Genomic DNA, 21,827 nt, shown 5'->3' with positions numbered 1-21,827 from the left:
ACCAACTTAACTCACTAAATACCTCTGTCTAAAACAGCGCTTCTTTAGCTGTTTTAGACATCTGTTTTATTTCATATTCACGCTTTGATGCAGAACTTCTTGTCTCACTTTTTTCCGAGTAAACTAACTGGCAGGGTTTACGGGCTTTAGTGTATTTAGCACCACCTGTTAATTCACCATTGTGCTGTCGCAGACGTTTTTCAATATTCGTTGTTATACCGCAATATAAGCTGTTATCTGCACAACGCAGTAAATAAACATACCAGGCCTGGTCAGATGAATTTAACGAGTCCAATGGCCTGATTTTCCGCCAATTTTTTCTAACAATTTCACTTGGTCAATCACCATGCCTCGGTCAACCGCTTTACACATATCATAAAGAGTCAAGGCTGCCGTTGAAGCCGAGGTTAAGGCTTCTATTTCGATGCCTGTTTGACCAACTGTTTTGCAAGTCGCATTAATAAGTACACAGCTGTTTTCTAAATCTGGCGTTAATTCTACTTTTACCGAAGTAATCATTAACGGATGACACATGGGAATTAAATCGGGGGTGCGTTTTGCCGCCATAATCCCCGCAATGCGAGCGGTGGCCATGACATCACCTTTTTTGTGTTTACCTTCAACAATCATCTTTAAGGTTTCTGGCTGCATATAAATAGTGGCTGTAGCGGTGGCTGAACGCTCTGTATGCGCTTTTTCACTGACATCAACCATGCGTGCTTGGCCTTTTTCATCAAGGTGCGTTAATACGTTATCTGACATTTTATTCATCCACTGGGTTAAAAGGGTAAAACGCGACTTTATCGCCTTTATGAACTTGAGTCTCTTCAGGAATCACCACAAAACCATCGGCCCAAACGGTTGAGGTTAATACACCAGAACCTTGATTTGGATAAATTTCAACAACACTTTTTTGGTTTTTATTAATTAATTTTGCTCGAGCAAATTCACGTCTAAAGCCAGATTTTAACCATTCAAAGTCTGCCTCTAGCCAAATAGGTTTAGCTTTAAGAACATTCGATCCCTGCATTTTAAGCAGGTAAGGGCGCGCAAATAGATTAAAGGTTGCAAAGGCTGAAACGGGATTTCCCGGTAATCCAATAAATGGGGTACCTTGAATATCACCATAGGCAATCGGTTTACCTGGTTTCATTTTAACTTTCCACATATCCAATGAACCTAATTGTTCAATGGCAGGCTTGATATGATCTTCCTCACCAACAGAAACGCCTCCTGTTGTAATCACAACATCCGCAAGTGAAGCGGCTTTTTTCATGGCTTCAATGGTCGCTTCAATAGTATCCTCAACTCTTCCAAGATCAACCAATTTAAAGCCTAACTGAGGAACCAGGCCTGCTAATACATAACGGTTAGCATTATAGATTTTACCTGGTTGAGCTACCTCACCTGGTTCTAAAAGTTCATCACCGGTGGTAAATGTAGCAATGGTTAAGGGTTGATAAACGGTAACTTTATCAAAGCCTATAGAGGTGATTAAACCCAAATCTTGGGGACGTAGTTTATGACCCGGTTTTAAAATGGTGGCATTCTCTTGAATATCTTCCCCAATCACTCGAATGTTTTGCCCTAGTTTTGTTGATTTGGCGGTGATTTTTATATAATCATCAGAAAGCACTTCTGTCTCTTCTTGCATTACAACAATATTGGCACCTTCTGGAATGGGTGCGCCAGTAAAAATTCGTGCGGCTGTGCCAGTTTTTAGCACTTGGGGAGTCGTTCCCGCTGGGATTCGCTGACTCACTTCAAAATCGGTATTATGCTCAAGATCAAAACTATGCAAAGCATAGCCATCCATCATACTGTTATCATGCGGAGGAACATTAACTGGTGAAACAATGGGCTTAGCCAATACTCGACCTAATGCATCAAAAATCGAAATCGTTTCCGTTTGATTTGTTGGTGTCGCTTGGGTAATTAAAAAATGCAGCGCTTCATCAAATGTTTTCATAGTATACCTTGGAGATATTTTCTTAAAAAAATCCCTGCTTAAGCAGGGAGATATAAAGTTTATATAAATTTTTATAGGGTTTGGACTATTTCAGCCAGCTATTTCATCCAACGTTTTTCAGCTTCTTTGTCGGTGACTCGGGCATCAACCCAACGCTCTTCACCATCAGGAAAGGTTTCTTTTTTCCAAAATGGCGCATTAGTTTTTAAATAGTCCATTATAAAATGTGAGGCATAAAAAGCATTTTCACGATGTCGACTGGAGACTGCAACCAACACAATTTGGTCCGTTGGATACATTTTGCCAATTCGATGGATTATTAGACTCGATTCTAACTCCCAGCGTTGATGTGCTTCTAGTCTAATCTTTTCTAGCGCTTTTTCAGTCATTTCGGGATAATGCTCGAGCTCTAAAATGCTAACTTCATCACCTTCATTTATATCTCTAACGGTTCCAACAAAACTCACCACAGCACCGATATCTTTATGCCCTTTTCTTAAAGCGGCAACTTCTGAAGTTAAATCAAAATCTTCTTCTTGGATTTTGACGTATGGAAATTCGCTCATCGATTAACCGCCAGTAACAGGTGGGAAAAAGGCGACTTCATCACCGGATTTAATCTGTGTATCTCTTTGCGCTACATCATGATTAACCGCTATTTGTAAATTCTTATTTTCTAGTAACGCTTTTTGCCAGTTTTCGCCACGTGTTGCTAGGCTTTCAATTAAACATTCTACCGTGCTATGCTCCGCATCAATCTGCTCGTTGGCTTTACCTAACATCTCTCTAAAGCTTGCAAAATATAATACATTTACCATTTTATTTTCCTATTCAAAACTGCGGTTAACCGCCTAGTTGAACCATTTGTCTAAATTCTATATTGTGAACATTTTCATTAAAGAAGTGCTTTTCTGGTTTTTTAAGCATGGCATCAGTAATGATTTTTTCTAGCTCTTCATCCGTTACACCATTTCGTAATGGCGTTCTTAAATCTACTGAATCTTCTTGCCCTAAACAGAGTGCTAACACGCCTTTTGCGGTTAACCGAACACGGTTACAGGTTTCGCAAAAATGCTGTGATACCGCCGAAATAACCCCAATTTTGGTATTAGTACCCGATATTAGAAAATTACGGGAAGGTCCATCATGGCTTTTACCAGAAGAGGGAATTAAGTCTGCTCCTACATGTTTTTTAACTCTGGCTAAGATCTTATCTGCAGGATAATGCTGATCCATCATGCTCACGCCAGCAGGGCCAATTGGCATGGTCTCAATAAAACGGACTTCCACCCCTTTTTCTAACCCGTAATCCACCATTGCTTCAATTTCGTCGTCATTGGTACCTTTCATAACGACCATATTGAATTTAACCGGTTTCATGCCAACTTCTAAAGCTTTATCCACACCCGCTAATACCTTAACTAAATCACCGCCACGAGTAATTTTGTTAAAACGCTCCACTTTAAGCGAATCAATTGAAATATTACAACGAGTGATTCCGGCTTTAGTCAAAGCTTCAGCTTCTCGTCCCAAGTGATGCGCATTAGTCGATAACGCAATATCTTCTAACCCTTCATACTCGCTTATTTGTTCAACTAAACTGGATAAATTTTTACGAACTAAAGGTTCACCACCTGTGATTCGAACTTTAGCAACACCAAGATTAACAAACGCTTTAATAATTCTAGCAAGTTCATCATAGGACAGATATTCAGTGTGTGTACCATCTGGATGCACACCTTGTTCAGGCATACAGTAACCACAACGGTAATTACATTTATCCGTTACTGAAACTCTTACATACTCAATTTTTCTGTTAAAGGGATCTATCAATTCTTTACGCATAATTATATCTTTTTTCGTCAGCGTTATAGCCAAGAGGGAATAACGCATTTTACACGAAATTTACATTAGAGTTCAATGATTTATTTTGAGACCTTTGCACGAGATAGGTGCGAAAGAAAAATGAGAGAAAATTTGCCTGGTTGCGGCGAGAAACGCAGTGAATAGCTAGCTATTCACAAGTTTTTCAACAAAAAGCAGGTGAATTTTAACCATTTTTACTCGTACATACTCTCGTGCAAAGGTCTCATTTAAATTAAAACCTTGTTTTTATTGAATTTAGAATCTTACCAGGCCTGGTAACTTAGAAAAGAATACAGAAACAGCAGACATAAAAAAACCCGCAATTACAAAAGTAATAGCGGGTTCTTAAAAAATGTTTTTTAAACTAGCTGAAAGGGTCTTAGTACCGTAAGATCAAGGCAGAATCTAGGAGCTGACATTGGTCAGTGACTAGATTCTAACGATGAGATTGCGGTACTAAGCGACTTTTCAGCCGCTTAAAAATTACATTCCGGCGTGACCTACACCTGGCTTATCTTCATGTAAACGCTGAGGAACGTTGTACTGAGGGGTTCCATCAGGTAGTTTACGTGCTTGACGATAGCTGTGAATATCACCTTTACCGTTACCAACAAGAGCGTCGTCACAGTTCGTCATACAACGAGCATTATGGATAACTGGACGGTGATCACAGAAGAAGTTACCTTGGTTCTTCATGAATTTGTTCATTTTCATAAGAACGTCAGCGTTGAAGAAAGTATCATCTTCTAATTCAGTACCTTCTGCATCCATTGGAACATAGTTAGACTGCAGAATGTAACCAACCATGCCCATGTAACCAGCATCGCCGATGTAAGGCGCATTTGGTGTCCAGAATGGCATTGTACGACGAATGTAATCAAACAATGTCGTAGCATAAGGCCAGTAGTTACCTACTGCTTTCTGTGGTGCTGGATCAGTAAAATCTGAAGTCACTAAATCTTCATCTACTGCTAAAGCTAAATAACCCTTAGCTCCCTCACCAAATTCACCGTGACACATCGCACAGAACTGAACGTAAACCTTACCACCTTCTTCTACAGTCATACCAACTTTAGAATCAGGTAAACCTTTACCATCACCATCAACGCTAATATTCCATTTTGATAAAGCTGCTTCAGCGATTGGCGTACCAAACCCTTTGGCAACAAACTTAGAATCATTGTGGAAGTGTTTATTAGCTGAATCATGCACGTCAACGAAAGCCGCAGGAACTTTACATTGAGAATTACCGTGGTTACCACCATCGATACTGTCTTCAACTTCAAATGAATAAGGGTTAGCAGGATCTAACTTACCTTCTAAACCATTACGACCGTAAGCGGCATCTTTACCAAGAATCGCTTCGATAACTTGAGAATCAAGGTATTTACCGTCTGCATCTTTAATGATTTGCTCATAATTTGCAGCGTATTTACCATCAATTTTTTCACCCGATGCTGCATTAGTGTCTGAATTTCCAGACATAGCTAAAACAGAACCTGAGAATAATGCTGTAACCATAGTTACAACTAACGTTTTTTTAGTACTGAACATTTTCTACCATGCCTCCGCTTTTACCATTTTCCCATGCGTGCACACGCCATGTAACCATAGCTGTACGGTGATAAACGTTGTTAGTACCTTCTAAGTTACGCATTTGCGGCATAGGAGGTTGTACATAACCAGTTTCATCAGTAACACGGCTCATTAAGAATGCTTCTGAACCATCCCATTCCCACTCAACTTCGAAACGTGTCCAAGCTTTATCTAATACAGGAGATGTGAAGTGAGCTTCTTTCCAGTTTTTACCACCGTCAAATGAAACATCAACGTGAGCAACTTTACCACGACCTGACCAAGCTATACCACGAATATAGTATGTACCAGGACCTTGCATTTTAAAGTCCGGAGATGGGTAGGTAATTACTGAGTTTGCTTCCATATACCATGAGAAACGCTGTGCAGTTCCATCAGGCATTAACTCTGTATATTTAGAAGTTTCTTCACGGTGTTGTAAAGGAACATCGTGAACCATGATACGACGTAGGTATTTAACCCACATGTTTGCTTCACAACCAGGAACAACTAAACGAATTGGGTAACCTTGTTCACGACGTAACGCTTCACCGTTCTGAGCATAAGCTACGAAACAATCATCCATAGCTAACTCAAGAGGAAGTGAACGAGACATACCAGATGCATCAGCACCTTCAGGAATAATCCACTTACCTTCTGGCTTAATACCCGCTTCTTTCAATAGGTCAGATAGACGAACACCTGTGTATTCAACACAAGACATCATACCGTGAGTCCACTGAACTGAGTTCAACTGAACACCTTTCCACTCTAATGCTCCGTTAGCAGGACATTCGATGAAGTGAATACGTGATACTGAAGGGAAACGCTTAAGATCATCCATAGTAAAGATTAATGGACGTTCAACAAGACCGTGAATAACTAGACGGTGCTCTTCAGGGTTAATAGTTGGTACACCACCATGGTAACGTTCAAAGTGCAAACCGTTTGGCGTGATAATACCATTTAACTGGTGAATTGGAGACATTGTGATAGACGCCATTGAATCTGGTGTTAACCACTCAAGTGTACGACGCTGAACTTCTTTTTCAAAAGGAGAAGGCATTCCGTATGGATACTTACGAACACCAAAACCAAGAGACTTTCGAGCCGCTCCATCTTGTAATACGGTTGTAATTTCTTCTTTACCAGCATAAGGGGCTACTGCTTTCTTAGCATCATAACCAGCACCTTCTGCTGCACTAGCTGCTTTAGTGAACATCACACCACCAGCTACAGCCGCACTACCTTTTAAAAAGGCGCGTCGACCTTGGTTGCGACTGTCATCAGTCTGTACTGCAACCTTTTCTACGATTTGATCTGTCATTTATTGCTCCTTGATGGCCTTACTTCTTAATTAAGTAACACCCCAGATTCAAGAGTTTACATTATCTTAATAGCCTGATTGCCAATTAGTTGAAAACAACCAAGCCAATACAGTTATTGCTGGCTAGCTATAATAAATATTAAAATTTACAACTGCAAGTCCAAACACAAGAAAAATTAGGATTCTCTTATATAATTTTTTTATAAGGTGTTTGTGTAGTTTCTATAATGTTTAAAATTTACCCTAAAAACACACTATGTAGTGGGTAAGTCTTTGCGAGAACATATTGGCCCCATTTTTGGATTTTCAATATCTTCAGCCACTTGACTTAAAAATTGCTGCAATTCATCAATCGTTAGTACCGATAGAATTTTATTCATAACCTCTGGGTGAATCGCTACTGTGGTAAATTGACCTGACTGAAGCTGAACCTGAACTCCGCAAGCATCAGCAATGGCTCCAGCATCATCATTGCCTTCCACCATCGAAGCTTGTTCTCCAAACAGCATTTCACCATATTCTTCTTCTATTTTTTCAGTCGTCTCTTCACTTAATTCTTCTACAATTTTAATGGTAAAAGAATCATCATCCGTATGAGTCACGTCGGCTTCTAAGTCAGTTTTTATTCCTAATCCATTACAATACTGCTGAAAACGTTTGGCTAAACTTTCATCAAAAAAAACGTATTCCATTAAATTATCCACACTCAGGTTCCTTTATTTTTAATGCTGTGAAAGGTATCATTTGCTTCACAATAAAATCTATTCACTCCAATACAGCCATATATAAAAAAACAAGGTGCAAACCATGATTGATCGCCAATTCCCTATTACGCGTATGCGTCGCATGCGAAAAGATGAGTTCTCTCGCCGCTTAATGCGCGAAAACGTACTGACTAGCAACGACCTGATTTTGCCTATGTTTGTTATCGAAGGTCACAATAGTCGTGAACCTGTCAAATCTATGCCTGGAGTTGAGAGACTGAGTATAGACCTTTTAGTAGCAGAAGCCAAAGAGATTCATGCATTAGGCATTCCAATGATTGCGCTCTTTCCCGTCACACCAACTGAGGTTAAATCTTTAACTGCAGAAGAAGCATACAATCCCGAAGGTTTAGCTCAAAGAGCAGTACGTGCGGTTAAAGCGGCTTGCCCTGATCTAGGGGTTATGACCGATGTGGCTTTGGATCCATTTACTACTCATGGTCAAGATGGCATTATTGATGAAAGTGGCTATGTCTTAAATGACGATACGATTGATGCATTAATGCAACAAGCATTGTCACACGCCGAAGCGGGAGCGGATGTGGTTGCCCCATCAGATATGATGGATGGACGTATTATTGAGATTAGAGAATTGCTTGAAGAACATGGGCATATTAATACTCGCATTATGGCCTATTCTGCCAAATATGCTTCTTCTTTTTACGGCCCTTTCCGCGATGCCGTGGGCTCAGCAGGCAACTTAGGTAAAGGCAATAAAAACACCTACCAAATGGACCCAGCCAATCGTAACGAAGCGCTTCATGAAGTCTCTTTAGATTTAAACGAAGGTGCGGACATGGTGATGATTAAACCCGGTATTCCGTACTTAGATATTGTGCGTGATATTAAAAATGAATTTAAAGCGCCTACCTATGTGTATCACGTAAGTGGTGAATATGCGATGTTAAAAGCGGCATCTCAAAATGGCTGGCTTGATGAAAAAGCAGTGGTGTTAGAAACCTTATTAAGCTGTAAACGTGCTGGCGCAGATGGCATTTTAACTTACTACGCCAAACTAGCTGCGATTTGGTTAAAAGAAGCGCAACAAGGTTAATCATAATGACAGATAAATATGCAGTCGTTGGTTTTCCAATTGGCCATTCAAAGTCACCTCTTATCCATCGGTTATTTGCTGAACAAACTCAACAAGATTTAGTTTATGAAGCCATTTTAATCGATTCTGAAGAAACCTCCTTTAGATGGGAAGTGGCCAATCTTAAAAACCAAGGCTATAAAGGCCTTAATATTACCGTCCCTTACAAATTAGATGGGTTTGAGTTTGCTGATAAATTAAGCAGCCGGGCACAAACAGCTCACGCTGTTAACACCTATACATTTAATGAGGATGGAACCATCTCTGGTGAGAACACTGATGGTATTGGCTTAGTCAATGACATTGAAATCAATGGTCAAACCTCATTTAAAGATAAAAAAGTACTCATTTTAGGCGCAGGAGGTGCCGTTCAAGGTATTTTAGAACCGTTGCTAGAAAAGCAACCAGGCCTGGTACATATTGCAAATCGTACCGCTAAACGGGCTCAAGTTTTAGGTGAGCGTTTTAAAACCCCAACACCCATTACGGCAAGTGGCTGGGAGGATATTCCAGAACACACGTTTGATATTATTATTAATGGAACATCTGCAAGTTTAGAGGGTAAACTGCCACCAATTTCAGATACCGTTATTGGTCAAGATAGCTTAGTCTACGACATGATGTATGGCGCTAAACCAACCATTTTTATGGATTGGGCAAAACAAGCGCAACCTAGCTGTAAAACCATGGATGGTTTAGGCATGCTAGTGGGTCAAGCGGCCGAGGCATTTTATATTTGGCGTGGTGTCAGACCTGAAACAGCAACAATCATAAAACAAGTAAGAGAAACTCTCGTTTAAAAACACCTTACTTGTAACCCTTGCACATTTCTTACTTAAATATAAATTACCAGGCCTGGCACTAGTGTCCGGAATAAATATTAAAAGCCTTGACAAAAAAGCCGTAACTCCTAGGATAGAAGTATTTCCACCACGAAATAGACTTCAAAAACAATGAGATTACGGCTATGTTTAACTCTACCCGATTTGCCCAATTTTTAAAACCCATTCGTACCACTTTTCAATCACTTGTTCATCAATATCAAACCGATAAACACGCCAAAGGGTTTAGTAGCTGGAATCAATTAGTCGCGATGATGTACGCACAACTTAGTGGCACTAAATCATTACGCCAGTTGGTTGAAGGGTTTAACGCCCAATCCTCTCACCACTACCACTTAGGCGTAAAAGAGCTGAAACGCAGCACATTATCTGAAGCAAACCGTAAACGCTCTGCTGATGTCTACCAAGCACTTTGCCAACAACTCATGGCTGGTGTGAATCGACAATTACGAAAAGAACTCCACGCTTTTACCTATCTAATAGACTCTTCTCCAATTCAACTGCTCGGTAAAGGTTTTGACTGGGCAGTACAAGGTTCTCGAGTCACAGGCTTTAAGCTGCATATGCAACTAGAACTATCCAACCAAGTCCCTGTTTGTTTTGAAATCACACAGGCCAATATTCCTGATATTACTCAAGCACGAGAGTGGAATTTAGAACCAGGTTCAACCTATGTGATGGATAAAGGGTACTTAGACTACCTCTGGTGGAAAAAGCTCAATGACCAAAAAATCAAGCTGGTCTGTCGTTTGAAAAAAAGAGCGGCAATTACCGTCATACAATCCTACGAACTCGATGAAAAAGCCCCTCATATTCTTGAAGACCAATGCATTGAGTTTAGTGGTTCAAGCCAGAAAAAACGTCTTGGTCAATTCCAGATGCGCCGTGTTGTTGTCAAACGTGACGATAATAAAGGTGAATTGGTATTGATTACCAATGACTTCGAGCGTTCAGCTCAAGAGATTGCCCATCTATACAAGCAACGCTGGCAAATTGAATTATTTTTTAAATGGATTAAACAACACCTCAAAATCAAAAGCTTCATTGGCCAAAACAGTAATGCTGTTCGTATCCAAGTGCTATCAGCCCTTATTGTGTATCTATTGATTAAGCTTGAACAGATGAAAAATAAGTCAGCAGAACCGTTGAGAGTAACGTTTTGGCGGCTTGCTCATGGGTTGTTTGAAAGACCTATTCAGCAGAGTGAATACTTTAGGCGAAAACAACAACGGGAAGAGTTTAAGAAATACCAACTTCCGCTATGGGAGGCTGGTATATGAATTGTGGTACTGAAATATTATTCCGGACACTAGTGCCAGGCCTGGTCGTTTATATTTAAGAACAGTGCAAAGGTCTCACAAAGCAAGACAATCCTATTACAACTGCCATCCAATGGTAATACTAATCAAGCCAAGTAACACTAACCAAAATGCAGAGTAACGCCCTGCTTTAGGCTCACCTAATACAATTGCATAAATCGCTTTAAGTAAATTATTGGAACCTGCGGCAATTAAAATCGCCCCCGCTATGACGGTGTTTTGAGCCTCATACTGACCATTTAAAATTGAAAGCACAAAAGGATCAATATCGGTAAAGCCCACTAAAGCCGAAAGATATCGAACCCCTGTATCACCATATTGACTCATAACAAACTGAGTAACCACCGCCATCAGCACAAACAAGCCGGCAAAAATAAAGGCCACTTTAAGCTCTAATGGGTTTTGCGCCGCACTACTATCAACGTGCTTATGCTCACCATTGCGCTTTTCAACCTGAATGTAAATAAATGACAAGCCAAAAGCAAGCACACTTAACCCAAGCATAATTGGCAAAAGCTCAAGGGCGACACTCCACATAAATAAAGCGACAATAACCCACAGCCTCACATACATTAAACCCGTTGCAGAAATAATAGCCGCCGTCATTTTGTAACTTAAACGCGGGTATTCAATCGACTTTTTAGCCAAAACAACGGTCGTTGCAGTAGAAGAATATAATCCACCCAAAATCCCTGTTACCATTAACCCTTGGTCTTTTACAAAGAACTTTTGTGAGACATAACCTAAATAAGAGACAGAAGAAACCACCACCACTGCTAACCAAATTTTAAACGGGGAAACAGGAAGCCATTGATTAATGTTCTCTTGAGGTAATAATGGCAATATAACAACACTTAACAAAACCAGTTTAGCTAAGGTGTTTAGCTCTTCATTAGAAACCTTTTGCTCCCAATCATTTAAGACTTGCTTAGAGTTAAGCAATAAAACAATCACCACAAAAACCCCAGAAGCTAACCATAAGGGTTGCATCATAACGAGAGGCGCATAACTATAGGTTAACGCCCACACCAAAAAAGTCAGCAGACTACCGCTTTGAAGTTTTAAACGTTGCCAATATAACAGTGAAAAAAGAACCGCTAGAGCGGCAAAACCCAACAAGTACAGCCATTCGTTAACCAAAAAGAACACACTTGCCATCAACCCGGTTAAAGTCAGGGTTCTTACTGTTCCCAAAGACAATTCTTGCGTGTCCGCGTGAAACTTGTTTTGATAGCCTCTTAACTCAGACCCCGTTAAAAAACTGAATAGTAAAATAAGTATCAATTGAGCCCAAAGCTCATGTTGCAATGCAATCATAGTCTTTCCATGCTATTCAATCTAAAATCACTCTTCGGCCTGGAAATCATTTTTTAGTTTTACATAATGGTTAGCAGAATATTTAAAAAACGCCAACTCCTTTTCATTTAACGGACGAGCTTGCTTTACGGGTGAACCCACATACAAATAACCGCTTTCTAAAACCTTGCCTGGCGGTACTAAACTATTAGCACCAACTAACACGTTTTTTTGTACAACAGCATTATCTAAAACAACTGCACCCATACCAATTAAACACTCATCCTCAATAATGCAACCATGCAACACGGCATTATGCCCAACCGTCACGTCTTTACCCACAATGCATTTTGAGCCTTGCGATATATCACTTTCATGGGTGGTATGAACCACTGCGCCATCTTGAATATTTGAGCGATCACCAATCACAATATCGTTCACATCCCCACGTAAAGTCGCATTGGGCCAAATTCCAACATCCTCACCTAGTACACATTTACCAATTACCACGGCACTTTCATCAACCCAAGCCCCTTCGGATAATTGCGGTTCAATCGATTTATATTTTCTAATTGCCATCATTAACACTCCTTTTAATCTATTTTGATTATAGCCTAGCTTATGGATAGATACTAAGCTTGTAATAATAGATTCATGACTTGCATGTGTAAGATGCTAAACTTATTAATAAAGAACAAAAACCATTTATTAGAATTTTCAAAATATAGAATTTTCAAAAAATTAACCTATAATAAAAACTCAAAGGCTAAGACTAACGAGAATAATATATGACCAATGCCAATCAAGCAGAAAGACGTGAAAACCTGCGTTTACCTTCTAGCAGACCCGTTCTAATGATTATTGATAATAAAAATATCTATGCAACAATGACAGATTTTTCTCGTCATGGTATTGGCTTTATTTCCAGCGAAATGCCAAAAATCCACAGCCGCATTGAAATACACTTTGATATTCCAAGCAGCCAAGAAAATAAAGAAGTGAAACCCTTTCAATTTAAAGCTGAAATTAAACACTGTTTTACTTACAGCAATGAAAGTCATATTGGTGTTAGAATTGAACAACCTAGCCAAGAATATTTAAAATTATTTGACCAACTAACGGCGGCTTAATAAAATCGATAAATAAGTCTATTCACTAATTATAATGTTGAATTAGATTTGCTAAACTATATTGGTTTATTCACTCATTATTACTAACCATTGGATTAATGAAGCTCATGGCAAATAACCCTTTACAACCACTTAATAACAATAAAGACTACGTAGATCGTAGAAGAGAAGCTAGACTTCCTGCTCATTTGCCATCCATACTCATCCAAAAAGACCATACGGTTTACACAACCATTATTAATCTTTCATCAAGTGGCATAGGTTTTTTATCCGCCATTCCGTTAAATGCTGATGAACAAATCGAAATTACTTTTGAACGAAAATCGGCTAATACCATGATTCCTGTTAACCTTAAGGTGCAAGTACACTCATGTCATGAGGTTGATTTTGAGTATTATATTGGTGGTAGCATTGCCAATAAGACTGTTGAATATAAGAAATTTTTTGAAACAATACCTGGATAACACGCCTCCCCTTCTCTCAATATCCTCCCCTCTTCAAACTATTCTCAAGCAAAAAAACCTTAATATATAATTTTAAATATTTTTTGTATAATCGAAAGCGGTTTGCATTTAATTTTAATTACAAATTAGAAGAGACCTTTGCACGAGAGTATGCACGAGTAAAAATGGTTCTAGGTGCCCCTTGAGGGTAAAAATTCACCCGATTTTTGTTGTACCCCAAGGGCACTTCCGTTGGGCGACAACTTGCGAATAGCTAGCTATTCCCTGCGTTTTCCGCCGCAATCAGGCAAATTTTCCCTCATTTTTCTTTCGCACCTATCTCGTGCAAAGGTCTCTAGAAGCTTAAATGACTAAAAACATTTGGACAGTATATTATTTAATACTCCTTATCAGTTGTATTGGGCTGCTGGGATTAGGCTATGCCAAACATTCTCAGCTCTATACGAACCTGTCTTTTAAAAATAAAGCCGATGTTAAACTGGCTAGTAAGAGTATTGAATCGAGCCTAACTGAAAACGAGCTCCTGCTTGATGTTCTCGGCTCACGTTTGCTTGAAAATGGCCTATATAAGAATAAACAACGCGCTCACTTTCTTCTCAAACAAATGCGTACAACCAAACCAGGCCTCGCGGGATTTGGGCTTGCGGATATAAAAGGGAATTTTATTGCGGTAAGTGGCAATTTAGAAGTCCCCAATTTACCCAATCTTTTAGAGCTTCCTGAAACAAGAGAAGACTTTCAAGCCGCTCTTAACAGTCATAATATGGTTATCGGTAGAACCTATTATTTTGAACCTATTAATGAATGGATTATTCCCTTAAGAAAAGCTTTACGTGATGAGCAAGGCAACCCTGTTGCCGTAATGACTACTGGGGTAAAAGTAGAAGATTTAAACAAATTAGTTGGCATTTCAAAACAAGCTGAGACTAACTTAACCATTATCAATGCACGAAATTTCTATCGCACCTTTGTGAACGGTATTGACCTAACCTTATTTTCAAAAGTTTATCTTGAACCTATGTCCAAAGAAGCTAGAAAATCAGTCGACAAAAACCTACTTAACGCCCATCTCCCAACATTAGAACAAGTTAAAACTAAAATACCCAATATTCCTATTAGCGGTGAATCCATCGATACTCTAACCAAAGAGCCGATTGTGGGTGCCTTAATTTATAATTCAAAATATGATCTCTATATTGTCGTCAAACAAACCCTTTTAACTACAAGAAATGATTTTATTAACGCTATTCTTACCTACGTTGTTCTATTTATATTATTTCATACCGTGCTAATTTTACTGGTAAGACGTATCCACATAAATGAATCTACTGCGCGCAAACATTTAAAAGACCAAGTTGAACATGACTCATTAACAGGTCTATACAACCGTTACTACCTTAAACAAGCATTTCACCAGAGCATACCAACGAATGCTACTACAATTAGTCTAATGTTTATTGATTTAGATAACTTTAAGCATATTAATGATACCTTTGGGCACTCTACCGGCGATCAACTTCTTATAGAGGTCTCCAAAAGGCTTAAGTCATTCAAGGCCCATGCCTTACATATTATTCGCTTTGGTGGCGATGAATTCATTATTGTAATGGCTGATAAAAGCCCACAAGATTTTAATATAGCAAAACAAGTCATTGAAACACTTAGCGTAAGTTACTTAATAAATGGAATGAATTTTACGATTGGTGCCAGCATTGGAATCGCAAGAGAAAACGCGGATTCTTGCAATTTAAATACCTTATTAAGTCATGCCGACTTAGCGTTATATGAAGCCAAAAATCGAAAAAATTGGGTAGAAGTCTTTACAGAAAATTTACAAATCAAATCTCAGAAAGTCTCTAAAATAGAACACAATCTAAGAACAGCACTTGAAAACAACGAAATTTATTTAAATTACCAACCACAAGTTAATAAAGATGGAAAACTTCATGGCGTTGAATGTTTAGTAAGATGGAACAGCAAAGGACTAGGATTTGTTCCGCCTGATGAATTCATCTCTGTTGCAGAAGACATTGGTATGATGCCAATTCTAGGCCAGCATATAACCGAAATGGCTCTTACTGAGATGTCCGTCCTGCAAAAAAGGTTGAATCATCACTTCCAAATCTCCATTAACGTCTCTATTAAACAGTTTATGCAAGACCAGTTTTTTGAAGAATTTACAGCTTGTATCGAACAAAGTGGCATTCCTTTTAAATACATTACCATCGAAATCACTGAATCTCTTCTGATTGAAGATATGGACTTTATCTTTTCAATGCTCGAACATTTCCGTAGAAAAGATATCTCAATCTCTTTAGATGATTTTGGTACGGGTTACTCATCATTAAGTTTATTAAGACAACTACCTATTCAAGAACTCAAAATAGACAAAGCGTTTGTTGACGATATTTTAGATGACTCTAAAGATTCAACGTTGGTCAAAAATATTATTAACATTGGTAATGAGTTTGGTATGAATACTTTGGCTGAAGGCGTTGAATTAAAAGAACAACTTGAACAACTTTCAAATTTTGAATGTGACTTATTTCAGGGGTATTTCTTCTCAAAGCCACTCTCCCTTGACGATTTAGAAACTTTCATCAAAACAAAATCTACATAATTGATACTGTGAAATAAAAACTTTCTCTAACTTCAGCTAATAAAAAAGGCCAAATACCAAACGGTATTTGACCTTTTTATAAAATGAATGCAATAAATCTAAGTATACAAAACTTAGTTTTTACGCTAAATATTTTAGTTATTAACGCATAGTCACTAACTCTTCAGAACTTGAAGGGTGAATCGCGATAGTGGCATCTAAATCGGCTTTAGTCGCCCCCATTTGAACAGCAACAGCAAAACCTTGTAACATTTCATCTGCACCATCACCCACAATGTGAATACCCACGACTTTTTCATCTTCACCGGCCACCACCAATTTTAAAGCGGTTTTAATTTGGTGCTTAGTAAAAGCGTAACGCATTGGTGTAAAGCTTGACGAATAGACGTTTACATTATCATGCCCATATTTTTTACGAGCATCATGCTCCGCTAAACCAACCGTTCCTACTGGTGGGTGAGAGAAAATAACCGTAGGTACCGAACTCAAGTCTAATTTGAGATGAGGTTTATTATTATATAAACGTTCAGCTAAATAACGTCCTGCACGAATGGCCACTGGCGTTAATTGAGGTTGACCTGTCACATCACCAATTGCGTAGATATTATCTACCGCCGTTTTGTGATTATCATCAACTTCAATAAAACCTCTACCATTGGCAGAAAGACCCGCATTTTCTAAAGCTAAAGGTTCAATTAATGTTGTACGACCCACCGCCCAAACCACTTGATCAAAGCCATGAATTTCTTGACCATCAGTACTGTATATACTCAAAGAGCCATCATCAGCACGTTCAAGCTTTTTAACGGCAAAATGGTACTCTTTAGTAATTCCACTTTCTAACATAGCATCGGTTAAGGTTTCTCGAATCATGTCATCAAAACCACGTAACACTAAATCTTTACGGCTAATCAAAGTTGTATCTGTACCTAATGCTTGAAACACACCTGCAAGCTCAACCGCTATATAACCACTACCGATAACCGCAACTTTTTTAGGTTGTTCAGTTAAGGCAAAAAAGCCATCTGAACTCATTCCTAAATCAGAATTTTCAGTTTCTTGTGGAATTAATGGCGTACCACCTGGAGCAATCACAATGGTCTCAGCGGTATAGGTTTTACCATCTACTGAAACCGTATTTTTATCAACCAGACTTCCCCAACCTTGTAAAACGTCTACGCCTTTATCAGACATATAACCGTTGTACCAAGTGGTAATATTGCTAATGTATTGTTCACGTTTTTCAACAAGCGTTGCCCAATCAAACCCTTTTTGATCAATATCAAAACCAAAGTCTGGTGCATCACGCAGAGCTTCAGCAATGTGTGCCCCAAACCACATTACTTTTTTAGGTACACAACCAATATTTACACAGGTTCCACCTAATTTTTTCGCTTCTACTACCGCACATTTTTTACCATATTCAGCAGCACGTTCAACAACCGACAAACCGCCGCTTCCTGCACCAATTGCAATTACATCGTAATCAAAACTCATGGTTTTTCCTTTGCTCAAAAAGAGTCTAATACTAATAAAAAAAGCCGATAGCGAGTTATCATTATCGGCTCTTTAAAATAATCATTGCAGATTATTCTAGCCTAAAACTTACCAGGCCTGGTAAGTTTTACGGCGTGTTTAAATTCACTCAATTACTTCGCTAAAAACACTTCTAAATCATCTGAACCACCAATGTGTTCGCCTTCAATAAACACTTGTGGAACCGTGTTTGCCGCAGCAACTGCACGTAATGTTTTAGAGCTTGGCCCGTGATTAGAAATGGTAATTTCTTCATAGTTAATACCGTTATCTGATAATAGCGCTTTGGCTTTTAAGCAGAATGGGCAACCAGGCTTAGTGAAGATAGTCGCAAAACGTGGAGGTTTAGCTTCTGGGTTAATGTAGTTCAACATGGTGTCTGCATCAGAAACTTCAAACGGGTCGCCGTCAACTTCTGGTTCAATAAACATTTTGTCGATAACACCATCTTTTACCAACATAGAATAACGCCACGAACGCATTCCAAAACCAAGGTCAGTTTTGTCAACTAACATCCCCATACCATCGGTAAACTCTCCGTTACCATCAGGGATTAGGGTAACATTGTCAGACTCTTGATCTTCTGCCCAAGCATTCATAACAAACGTATCGTTTACAGACATACAAACAATCTCATCTACGCCATTTGCAGCAAATACCGGTGCTAGCTCATTAAAGCGCGGTAAGTGACTTGAAGAACAAGTTGGTGTAAATGCACCAGGTAGAGAGAATACAACGACTGTCTTACCTTTAAAAATCTCATCTGTTGTTACATTTACCCACTCATCGTTTTGACGAGTACGGAAGACTGCTGCTGGAACGTTTTGACCTTCTTTATTTACTAATGCCATTTTTTACTCCTAGAAGAACAAGTTTGCACATTGTTCAATCGTTGATTAAATTTTTTAACGAGTTGTTCGTTAACTTGCTGACTAGTTTACGGAATATTTTTTAATAAAGGAAATTGATTGTTTTAACCAAGTTGATAGCTTTTAACTATCATCAGTAATTCGCCTGCAATAGAAGTGAGATAGCGCAGGTAAACCAAGGATGAATCCATTTGCTTTTATTGCAATGTCGAACCTTGCAAAGAACGCATAAAAGGCTCTAGTAGATCTTTATCTTGAGCGTATTTCATTAATAAACCCAATATAGCTTGATCTTCATGTTGAGAAGCAATGCGAGCGGTTAACTGATACTCTCTATCTGTTACGCTACCTTTAAACCCTCCCAGTTCTAATAAAGCGGCAACCATACCCACATTTTGCATTAAGCAAGCAGCTTGCAGCGGTTTTACTACTTCACCGGCGGCATCTTTAGCAACTTCTTGCTGAGCAGAAACAAAATGTTCTTGCACCAATACCATGGTCATCCAATAGTTCATCTCAGGGGCTTCTTGGCTTTCAAGTACGTTTAAAAATATCTCACGGGGGTCAATTCCCTTATCGCGAATCAATCCTGCAGCAATTCTGGCAAAAGGGGCACGTTGTGCTACATCTAAGTTTAGTAAGTTCATTGTTATAAAGCTTCTATCATTAATTCATTTTAAGTCGCTGTATTATAACGTCTTGTAAAACAAAAATTTAAAGACCATTTAGACAAGAAAAAGTCAGATAATTCGAAATTTTAAAAAACCACCAATTTTACCTACAAGGATAACCCACAAGCCACCGCAGACGCCCATGCCCATTGAAAGTTAGGTAAAAGGGGTCAGTACCCTTTTGATTGCCAAAAACTACATTTACTGTTTATTTTCAATACGTTATATGAAATAAATAAATTAAAGGGTACTGACCCCTTTTACTCTGAAATAAATAAATTAAAGGGTACTGACCCCTTTTACTCATTCTAAGCTGACCCCCTTTAAATTAAATGAATGAGGCCTAAAAACAGACCCCTGTTTTTTTCATTAACTCTTAAATTAAAATAATTTGGAGGCAGAATCAATTAGATTTATTGGCGTTTCTTGAGTGGTGTTATCAGTTTATATTTACCTTCATCACTCATTTCCATCACTAAAACTTGGCAATTATGTGGGTTTTCTAAACTTTCATACTCTTCAACAGTCCAATGTAACCAGCGCATTAAAAATATTCTTAATGTCATACCATGTGTCACCAACAGGGTGTTTTCAGGGTAATTCTCTTTCTTAAAATCTCGATACAGTGTTTCAAAAAAAACGCTAACTCTATCGTAAACATCCGCGCCCGATTCACCGTCTTTCATACGGTAATAAAACAAGCTGTATTGGTTTCTCTCTTGGACAAGTAGTCGACTATCATCAGGATGACGTAGGTGTCCCCAATCTTGCTCTCTAATTCTTGGGTCTTCATTGCAACCAGATATTCTCTTTTGCAATACCGATTCAATCCCATTGTAGGTTTGGCGTGTTCGGTAGTAGGGCGATATGTAGGCTTGAACTTTACCATCGCCTATAATTGAAAGAATCTCTTTTCCTGCACCAATGGCCTGTTCTTTACCTTTAGGGGTTAGGTTTAAGGCATAATCCGGAACCGTTTCATAGTTAAGGCTATCTTCATTGCCTTCTGATTGCCCGTGTCTCACCAAGATAATTCTTTTTGGTTTCATTTACTGTTCCAGTTGATAGTTAATTTCGGTTTTTAATAGTACAACATTACGAATCATAGCAGGCAGATAAAAAACTCTCGAAAAAGGCTTCGACTTCTAGCTGTTGGTTTTTGGGCACAATGACCAGACAAACTTTATTGTTTTTTCACACATCTACAAAGACAACCCACAAGCCACCGCAGACGCCCATGCCCATTGAAAGTTATAGCCACCTAAATGCCCCGTAACATCCAATACTTCACCGATAAAAAACAGGCCTGGTTGTTTTTTGGATTCAAAGGTTTTGGACGATACTTCATCAGTATCCACCCCTCCCAATGTCACTTCGGCCTTGTCATACCCTGCGGTATCACTCGGGTAAAGTGTCCAGTTTTGTATATGCTCTGCATAATCAGCAAGGGCTTCATCGGTAAGATTTGAAAGTTGATTTTCAATGGGAAACCATTCTAACCAGGCCTGGGTAAATCGTTTTGGCCAATATTGATTAAGCCACTTCTGAATTGATTGCCCTGATTTTTTTAATGCCTTAAGTTCATCCAAGACTACCAGGCCTGGTAATAAGTCAATTTGAATGGTTTTACCTCGTTGCCAGTAGTTAGATATTTGTAATATGCCTGGCCCACTTAATCCATTATGAGTAAACAGAATAGCTTCATTGAAGGCGTGGGTTTCACATGAAACATTTACTTCTAAAGCCAAACCACTCAATGCACTAATTCGCTCTTGCCATTTACCCTCAAACACCAAAGGTACCAGGCCTGGTGAAGTGGCAATCACGTTTATATCAAACTGTTTGGCAATATCATATCCAACCCCAGTAGCTTTGAGTTTAGGAAACGATAGCGCTCCTGTGGCAACAACAAGTTTATCTGCCGTAAAGCAACCTTGCGATGTATGGATGCGGTATTGATTGTTAATAAATTCTACTTGGCTTAAATCACAATGCGTTAAAACTTCCGCACCCGCCCAGTCGCATTCTGTGCGTAAAATTTGAATTAAATCTGAAGCGCGTTGTTTACAGAATAACTTACCTAGCTCGCGCTCTTCAAAGTCTAGACCATGGCGTTCTACCAGTTCAATAAAAGCAGAAGATGGATAACGCGATAAAGCGGATTTTACAAAATGGGGATTCTGACAAATAAAATGATTGGGAGTAACCTCAATATTGGTAAAGTTGCACTTACCTCCGCCAGAAATACGAATTTTAGCGGCCGCTTTAGGTGCATGGTCAATAACCAAAACAGACTTATTCTGATAACCAGCCGTAGCCGCACACATTAGGCCAGAAGCCCCTGCGCCAATAATAATGACATCCCACTTTTGAGGGGTATTAGACATACATACTCTTTTAATTTTGATTTTGACCACGAAGACACGAAGGCACGAAGTTTTTGAAACAGAAGAAAGACAAAAAAACGATTAAATAGCTTTTACTTT

General features: G+C 38.9%; 22 protein-coding genes. 6 read left to right on the top strand and 16 right to left on the bottom strand.

Going from position 1 to position 21,827, the window contains the following annotated elements; translation table 11 throughout:
- Nucleotides 1-28: 28 nt before the first annotated feature.
- The 9 genes from BS34_RS0100260 to BS34_RS0100220 all read right to left on the bottom strand — a co-directional run bounded on the left by BS34_RS0100260 (nucleotide 29) and on the right by BS34_RS0100220 (nucleotide 7,441).
- Entirely contained in the window at nucleotides 29-295 is a 267-nt protein-coding gene (locus tag BS34_RS0100260; RefSeq protein ID WP_029406555.1) for a GIY-YIG nuclease family protein, read from the bottom strand.
- On the bottom strand, nucleotides 283-762 hold the full coding sequence (moaC, locus tag BS34_RS0100255; RefSeq protein WP_029406554.1) for a cyclic pyranopterin monophosphate synthase MoaC: 480 nt from the start codon (nucleotides 760-762) through the stop codon (nucleotides 283-285). The genes BS34_RS0100260 and moaC overlap by 13 nt, the downstream gene beginning before the upstream one ends.
- A 1-nt stretch (nucleotide 763) precedes the next feature.
- The gene (glp, locus tag BS34_RS0100250) at nucleotides 764-1,969 is read right to left on the bottom strand and encodes a molybdopterin molybdotransferase MoeA (RefSeq protein WP_029406553.1); all 1,206 of its coding nucleotides are present in this window, start codon (nucleotides 1,967-1,969) and stop codon (nucleotides 764-766) included.
- Nucleotides 1,970-2,067: 98 nt separating this feature from the next.
- Entirely contained in the window at nucleotides 2,068-2,535 is a 468-nt protein-coding gene (gene moaE / locus BS34_RS0100245) for a molybdopterin synthase catalytic subunit MoaE (protein ID WP_029406552.1), read from the bottom strand.
- Between the two features lie 3 nt (nucleotides 2,536-2,538).
- On the bottom strand, nucleotides 2,539-2,787 hold the full coding sequence (gene moaD, locus BS34_RS0100240) for a molybdopterin converting factor subunit 1 (protein ID WP_029406551.1): 249 nt from the start codon (nucleotides 2,785-2,787) through the stop codon (nucleotides 2,539-2,541).
- Nucleotides 2,788-2,812: 25 nt separating this feature from the next.
- Complete coding sequence (gene moaA, locus BS34_RS0100235; protein WP_029406550.1) at nucleotides 2,813-3,814, bottom strand: GTP 3',8-cyclase MoaA; 1,002 nt, start codon at nucleotides 3,812-3,814, stop codon at nucleotides 2,813-2,815.
- A 504-nt stretch (nucleotides 3,815-4,318) separates the two neighbouring features.
- Entirely contained in the window at nucleotides 4,319-5,389 is a 1,071-nt protein-coding gene (locus BS34_RS0100230; protein ID WP_029406549.1) for a c-type cytochrome, read from the bottom strand.
- Nucleotides 5,376-6,737, bottom strand: coding sequence for a sulfite dehydrogenase (gene soxC, locus BS34_RS0100225; RefSeq protein WP_029406548.1), 1,362 nt, complete (start codon nucleotides 6,735-6,737; stop codon nucleotides 5,376-5,378). Before soxC ends, BS34_RS0100230 begins: the two co-directional genes overlap by 14 nt.
- 254 nt (nucleotides 6,738-6,991) lie before the next feature.
- Nucleotides 6,992-7,441, bottom strand: a complete 450-nt coding sequence (locus tag BS34_RS0100220; protein WP_233993120.1) for a hypothetical protein — start codon at nucleotides 7,439-7,441, stop codon at nucleotides 6,992-6,994.
- Nucleotides 7,442-7,544: 103 nt separating this feature from the next.
- On the opposite strand from BS34_RS0100220, the gene hemB reads away from it, so the two are divergent.
- The 3 genes from hemB (at nucleotide 7,545) to BS34_RS0100205 (ending at nucleotide 10,716) form a co-directional block, all read left to right on the top strand.
- The gene (hemB, locus tag BS34_RS0100215) at nucleotides 7,545-8,555 is read left to right on the top strand and encodes a porphobilinogen synthase (protein WP_029406546.1); all 1,011 of its coding nucleotides are present in this window, start codon (nucleotides 7,545-7,547) and stop codon (nucleotides 8,553-8,555) included.
- Between the two features lie 5 nt (nucleotides 8,556-8,560).
- On the top strand, nucleotides 8,561-9,394 hold the full coding sequence (gene aroE, locus BS34_RS0100210) for a shikimate dehydrogenase (RefSeq protein WP_029406545.1): 834 nt from the start codon (nucleotides 8,561-8,563) through the stop codon (nucleotides 9,392-9,394).
- 167 nt (nucleotides 9,395-9,561) lie between these two features.
- Nucleotides 9,562-10,716 carry an IS4 family transposase gene (locus BS34_RS0100205; RefSeq protein ID WP_051640592.1) on the top strand — a complete coding sequence of 385 codons (1,155 nt, stop codon included), beginning with the start codon at nucleotides 9,562-9,564 and terminating at the stop codon, nucleotides 10,714-10,716.
- 96 nt (nucleotides 10,717-10,812) lie between these two features.
- Here BS34_RS0100205 and BS34_RS0100200 read toward each other — a convergent pair whose 3' ends face one another.
- Together BS34_RS0100200 and BS34_RS0100195 are read right to left on the bottom strand one after the other, a co-directional pair.
- Nucleotides 10,813-12,072 carry an MgtC/SapB family protein gene (locus BS34_RS0100200; protein WP_051640591.1) on the bottom strand — a complete coding sequence of 420 codons (1,260 nt, stop codon included), beginning with the start codon at nucleotides 12,070-12,072 and terminating at the stop codon, nucleotides 10,813-10,815.
- A gap of 27 nt (nucleotides 12,073-12,099) precedes the next feature.
- Nucleotides 12,100-12,630: a gamma carbonic anhydrase family protein gene (locus BS34_RS0100195; protein WP_199774085.1), complete on the bottom strand. Its 531-nt coding sequence runs from the start codon at nucleotides 12,628-12,630 to the stop codon at nucleotides 12,100-12,102.
- Between the two features lie 209 nt (nucleotides 12,631-12,839).
- Here BS34_RS0100195 and BS34_RS0100190 point away from each other — a divergent pair, with 209 nt between their 5' ends.
- From BS34_RS0100190 to BS34_RS0100180, 3 genes are all read left to right on the top strand, one after another.
- Nucleotides 12,840-13,181 (top strand): PilZ domain-containing protein, encoded by a 342-nt coding sequence (locus BS34_RS0100190; RefSeq protein WP_029406541.1) that lies wholly within the window; start codon nucleotides 12,840-12,842, stop codon nucleotides 13,179-13,181.
- Nucleotides 13,182-13,288: 107 nt separating this feature from the next.
- On the top strand, nucleotides 13,289-13,645 hold the full coding sequence (locus tag BS34_RS0100185; RefSeq protein ID WP_029406540.1) for a PilZ domain-containing protein: 357 nt from the start codon (nucleotides 13,289-13,291) through the stop codon (nucleotides 13,643-13,645).
- Nucleotides 13,646-13,991: 346 nt separating this feature from the next.
- Nucleotides 13,992-16,265 carry a bifunctional diguanylate cyclase/phosphodiesterase gene (locus tag BS34_RS0100180; RefSeq protein WP_029406539.1) on the top strand — a complete coding sequence of 758 codons (2,274 nt, stop codon included), beginning with the start codon at nucleotides 13,992-13,994 and terminating at the stop codon, nucleotides 16,263-16,265.
- Between the two features lie 141 nt (nucleotides 16,266-16,406).
- Here BS34_RS0100180 and gorA read toward each other — a convergent pair whose 3' ends face one another.
- The 5 genes from gorA to BS34_RS0100155 all read right to left on the bottom strand — a co-directional run bounded on the left by gorA (nucleotide 16,407) and on the right by BS34_RS0100155 (nucleotide 21,728).
- Nucleotides 16,407-17,762: a glutathione-disulfide reductase gene (gorA, locus tag BS34_RS0100175; RefSeq protein WP_029406538.1), complete on the bottom strand. Its 1,356-nt coding sequence runs from the start codon at nucleotides 17,760-17,762 to the stop codon at nucleotides 16,407-16,409.
- Nucleotides 17,763-17,914: 152 nt separating this feature from the next.
- Nucleotides 17,915-18,652 (bottom strand): glutathione peroxidase, encoded by a 738-nt coding sequence (locus BS34_RS0100170; protein ID WP_029406537.1) that lies wholly within the window; start codon nucleotides 18,650-18,652, stop codon nucleotides 17,915-17,917.
- Nucleotides 18,653-18,867: 215 nt separating this feature from the next.
- On the bottom strand, nucleotides 18,868-19,317 hold the full coding sequence (locus tag BS34_RS0100165) for a hypothetical protein (protein ID WP_029406536.1): 450 nt from the start codon (nucleotides 19,315-19,317) through the stop codon (nucleotides 18,868-18,870).
- A gap of 437 nt (nucleotides 19,318-19,754) precedes the next feature.
- Nucleotides 19,755-20,390 carry a histidine phosphatase family protein gene (locus tag BS34_RS0100160; protein ID WP_029406535.1) on the bottom strand — a complete coding sequence of 212 codons (636 nt, stop codon included), beginning with the start codon at nucleotides 20,388-20,390 and terminating at the stop codon, nucleotides 19,755-19,757.
- A 153-nt stretch (nucleotides 20,391-20,543) separates the two neighbouring features.
- The gene (locus BS34_RS0100155; RefSeq protein WP_029406534.1) at nucleotides 20,544-21,728 is read right to left on the bottom strand and encodes a BaiN/RdsA family NAD(P)/FAD-dependent oxidoreductase; all 1,185 of its coding nucleotides are present in this window, start codon (nucleotides 21,726-21,728) and stop codon (nucleotides 20,544-20,546) included.
- Between the last annotated feature and the right edge of the window lie 99 nt (nucleotides 21,729-21,827).

Origin of the sequence: Thiomicrorhabdus sp. Milos-T2, from assembly GCF_000702325.1 — a bacterium.
In the GTDB taxonomy this organism is placed as follows: Bacteria; Pseudomonadota; Gammaproteobacteria; order Thiomicrospirales; family Thiomicrospiraceae; genus Thiomicrorhabdus.
The sequence above is the reverse complement of the archived record's forward strand: the minus strand, read 5'-3'. Positions and strand labels throughout refer to the sequence as shown.

Bases quoted from the DNA above. Each gene is read 5' to 3' on its own strand.
- moaC (WP_029406554.1), bottom strand. From the start codon at position 762: ATGTCAGATAACGTATTAACGCACCTTGATGAAAAAGGCCAAGCACGC.
- glp (WP_029406553.1), bottom strand. From the start codon at position 1,969: ATGAAAACATTTGATGAAGCGCTGCATTTTTTAATTACCCAAGCGACA.
- moaE (WP_029406552.1), bottom strand. From the start codon at position 2,535: ATGAGCGAATTTCCATACGTCAAAATCCAAGAAGAAGATTTTGATTTA.
- moaD (WP_029406551.1), bottom strand. From the start codon at position 2,787: ATGGTAAATGTATTATATTTTGCAAGCTTTAGAGAGATGTTAGGTAAA.
- moaA (WP_029406550.1), bottom strand. From the start codon at position 3,814: ATGCGTAAAGAATTGATAGATCCCTTTAACAGAAAAATTGAGTATGTA.
- BS34_RS0100230 (WP_029406549.1), bottom strand. From the start codon at position 5,389: ATGTTCAGTACTAAAAAAACGTTAGTTGTAACTATGGTTACAGCATTA.
- soxC (WP_029406548.1), bottom strand. From the start codon at position 6,737: ATGACAGATCAAATCGTAGAAAAGGTTGCAGTACAGACTGATGACAGT.
- hemB (WP_029406546.1), top strand. From the start codon at position 7,545: ATGATTGATCGCCAATTCCCTATTACGCGTATGCGTCGCATGCGAAAA.
- aroE (WP_029406545.1), top strand. From the start codon at position 8,561: ATGACAGATAAATATGCAGTCGTTGGTTTTCCAATTGGCCATTCAAAG.
- BS34_RS0100205 (WP_051640592.1), top strand. From the start codon at position 9,562: ATGTTTAACTCTACCCGATTTGCCCAATTTTTAAAACCCATTCGTACC.
- BS34_RS0100200 (WP_051640591.1), bottom strand. From the start codon at position 12,072: ATGATTGCATTGCAACATGAGCTTTGGGCTCAATTGATACTTATTTTA.
- BS34_RS0100195 (WP_199774085.1), bottom strand. From the start codon at position 12,630: ATGGCAATTAGAAAATATAAATCGATTGAACCGCAATTATCCGAAGGG.
- BS34_RS0100190 (WP_029406541.1), top strand. From the start codon at position 12,840: ATGACCAATGCCAATCAAGCAGAAAGACGTGAAAACCTGCGTTTACCT.
- BS34_RS0100185 (WP_029406540.1), top strand. From the start codon at position 13,289: ATGGCAAATAACCCTTTACAACCACTTAATAACAATAAAGACTACGTA.
- BS34_RS0100180 (WP_029406539.1), top strand. From the start codon at position 13,992: ATGACTAAAAACATTTGGACAGTATATTATTTAATACTCCTTATCAGT.
- gorA (WP_029406538.1), bottom strand. From the start codon at position 17,762: ATGAGTTTTGATTACGATGTAATTGCAATTGGTGCAGGAAGCGGCGGT.
- BS34_RS0100170 (WP_029406537.1), bottom strand. From the start codon at position 18,652: ATGGCATTAGTAAATAAAGAAGGTCAAAACGTTCCAGCAGCAGTCTTC.
- BS34_RS0100165 (WP_029406536.1), bottom strand. From the start codon at position 19,317: ATGAACTTACTAAACTTAGATGTAGCACAACGTGCCCCTTTTGCCAGA.
- BS34_RS0100160 (WP_029406535.1), bottom strand. From the start codon at position 20,390: ATGAAACCAAAAAGAATTATCTTGGTGAGACACGGGCAATCAGAAGGC.
- BS34_RS0100155 (WP_029406534.1), bottom strand. From the start codon at position 21,728: ATGTCTAATACCCCTCAAAAGTGGGATGTCATTATTATTGGCGCAGGG.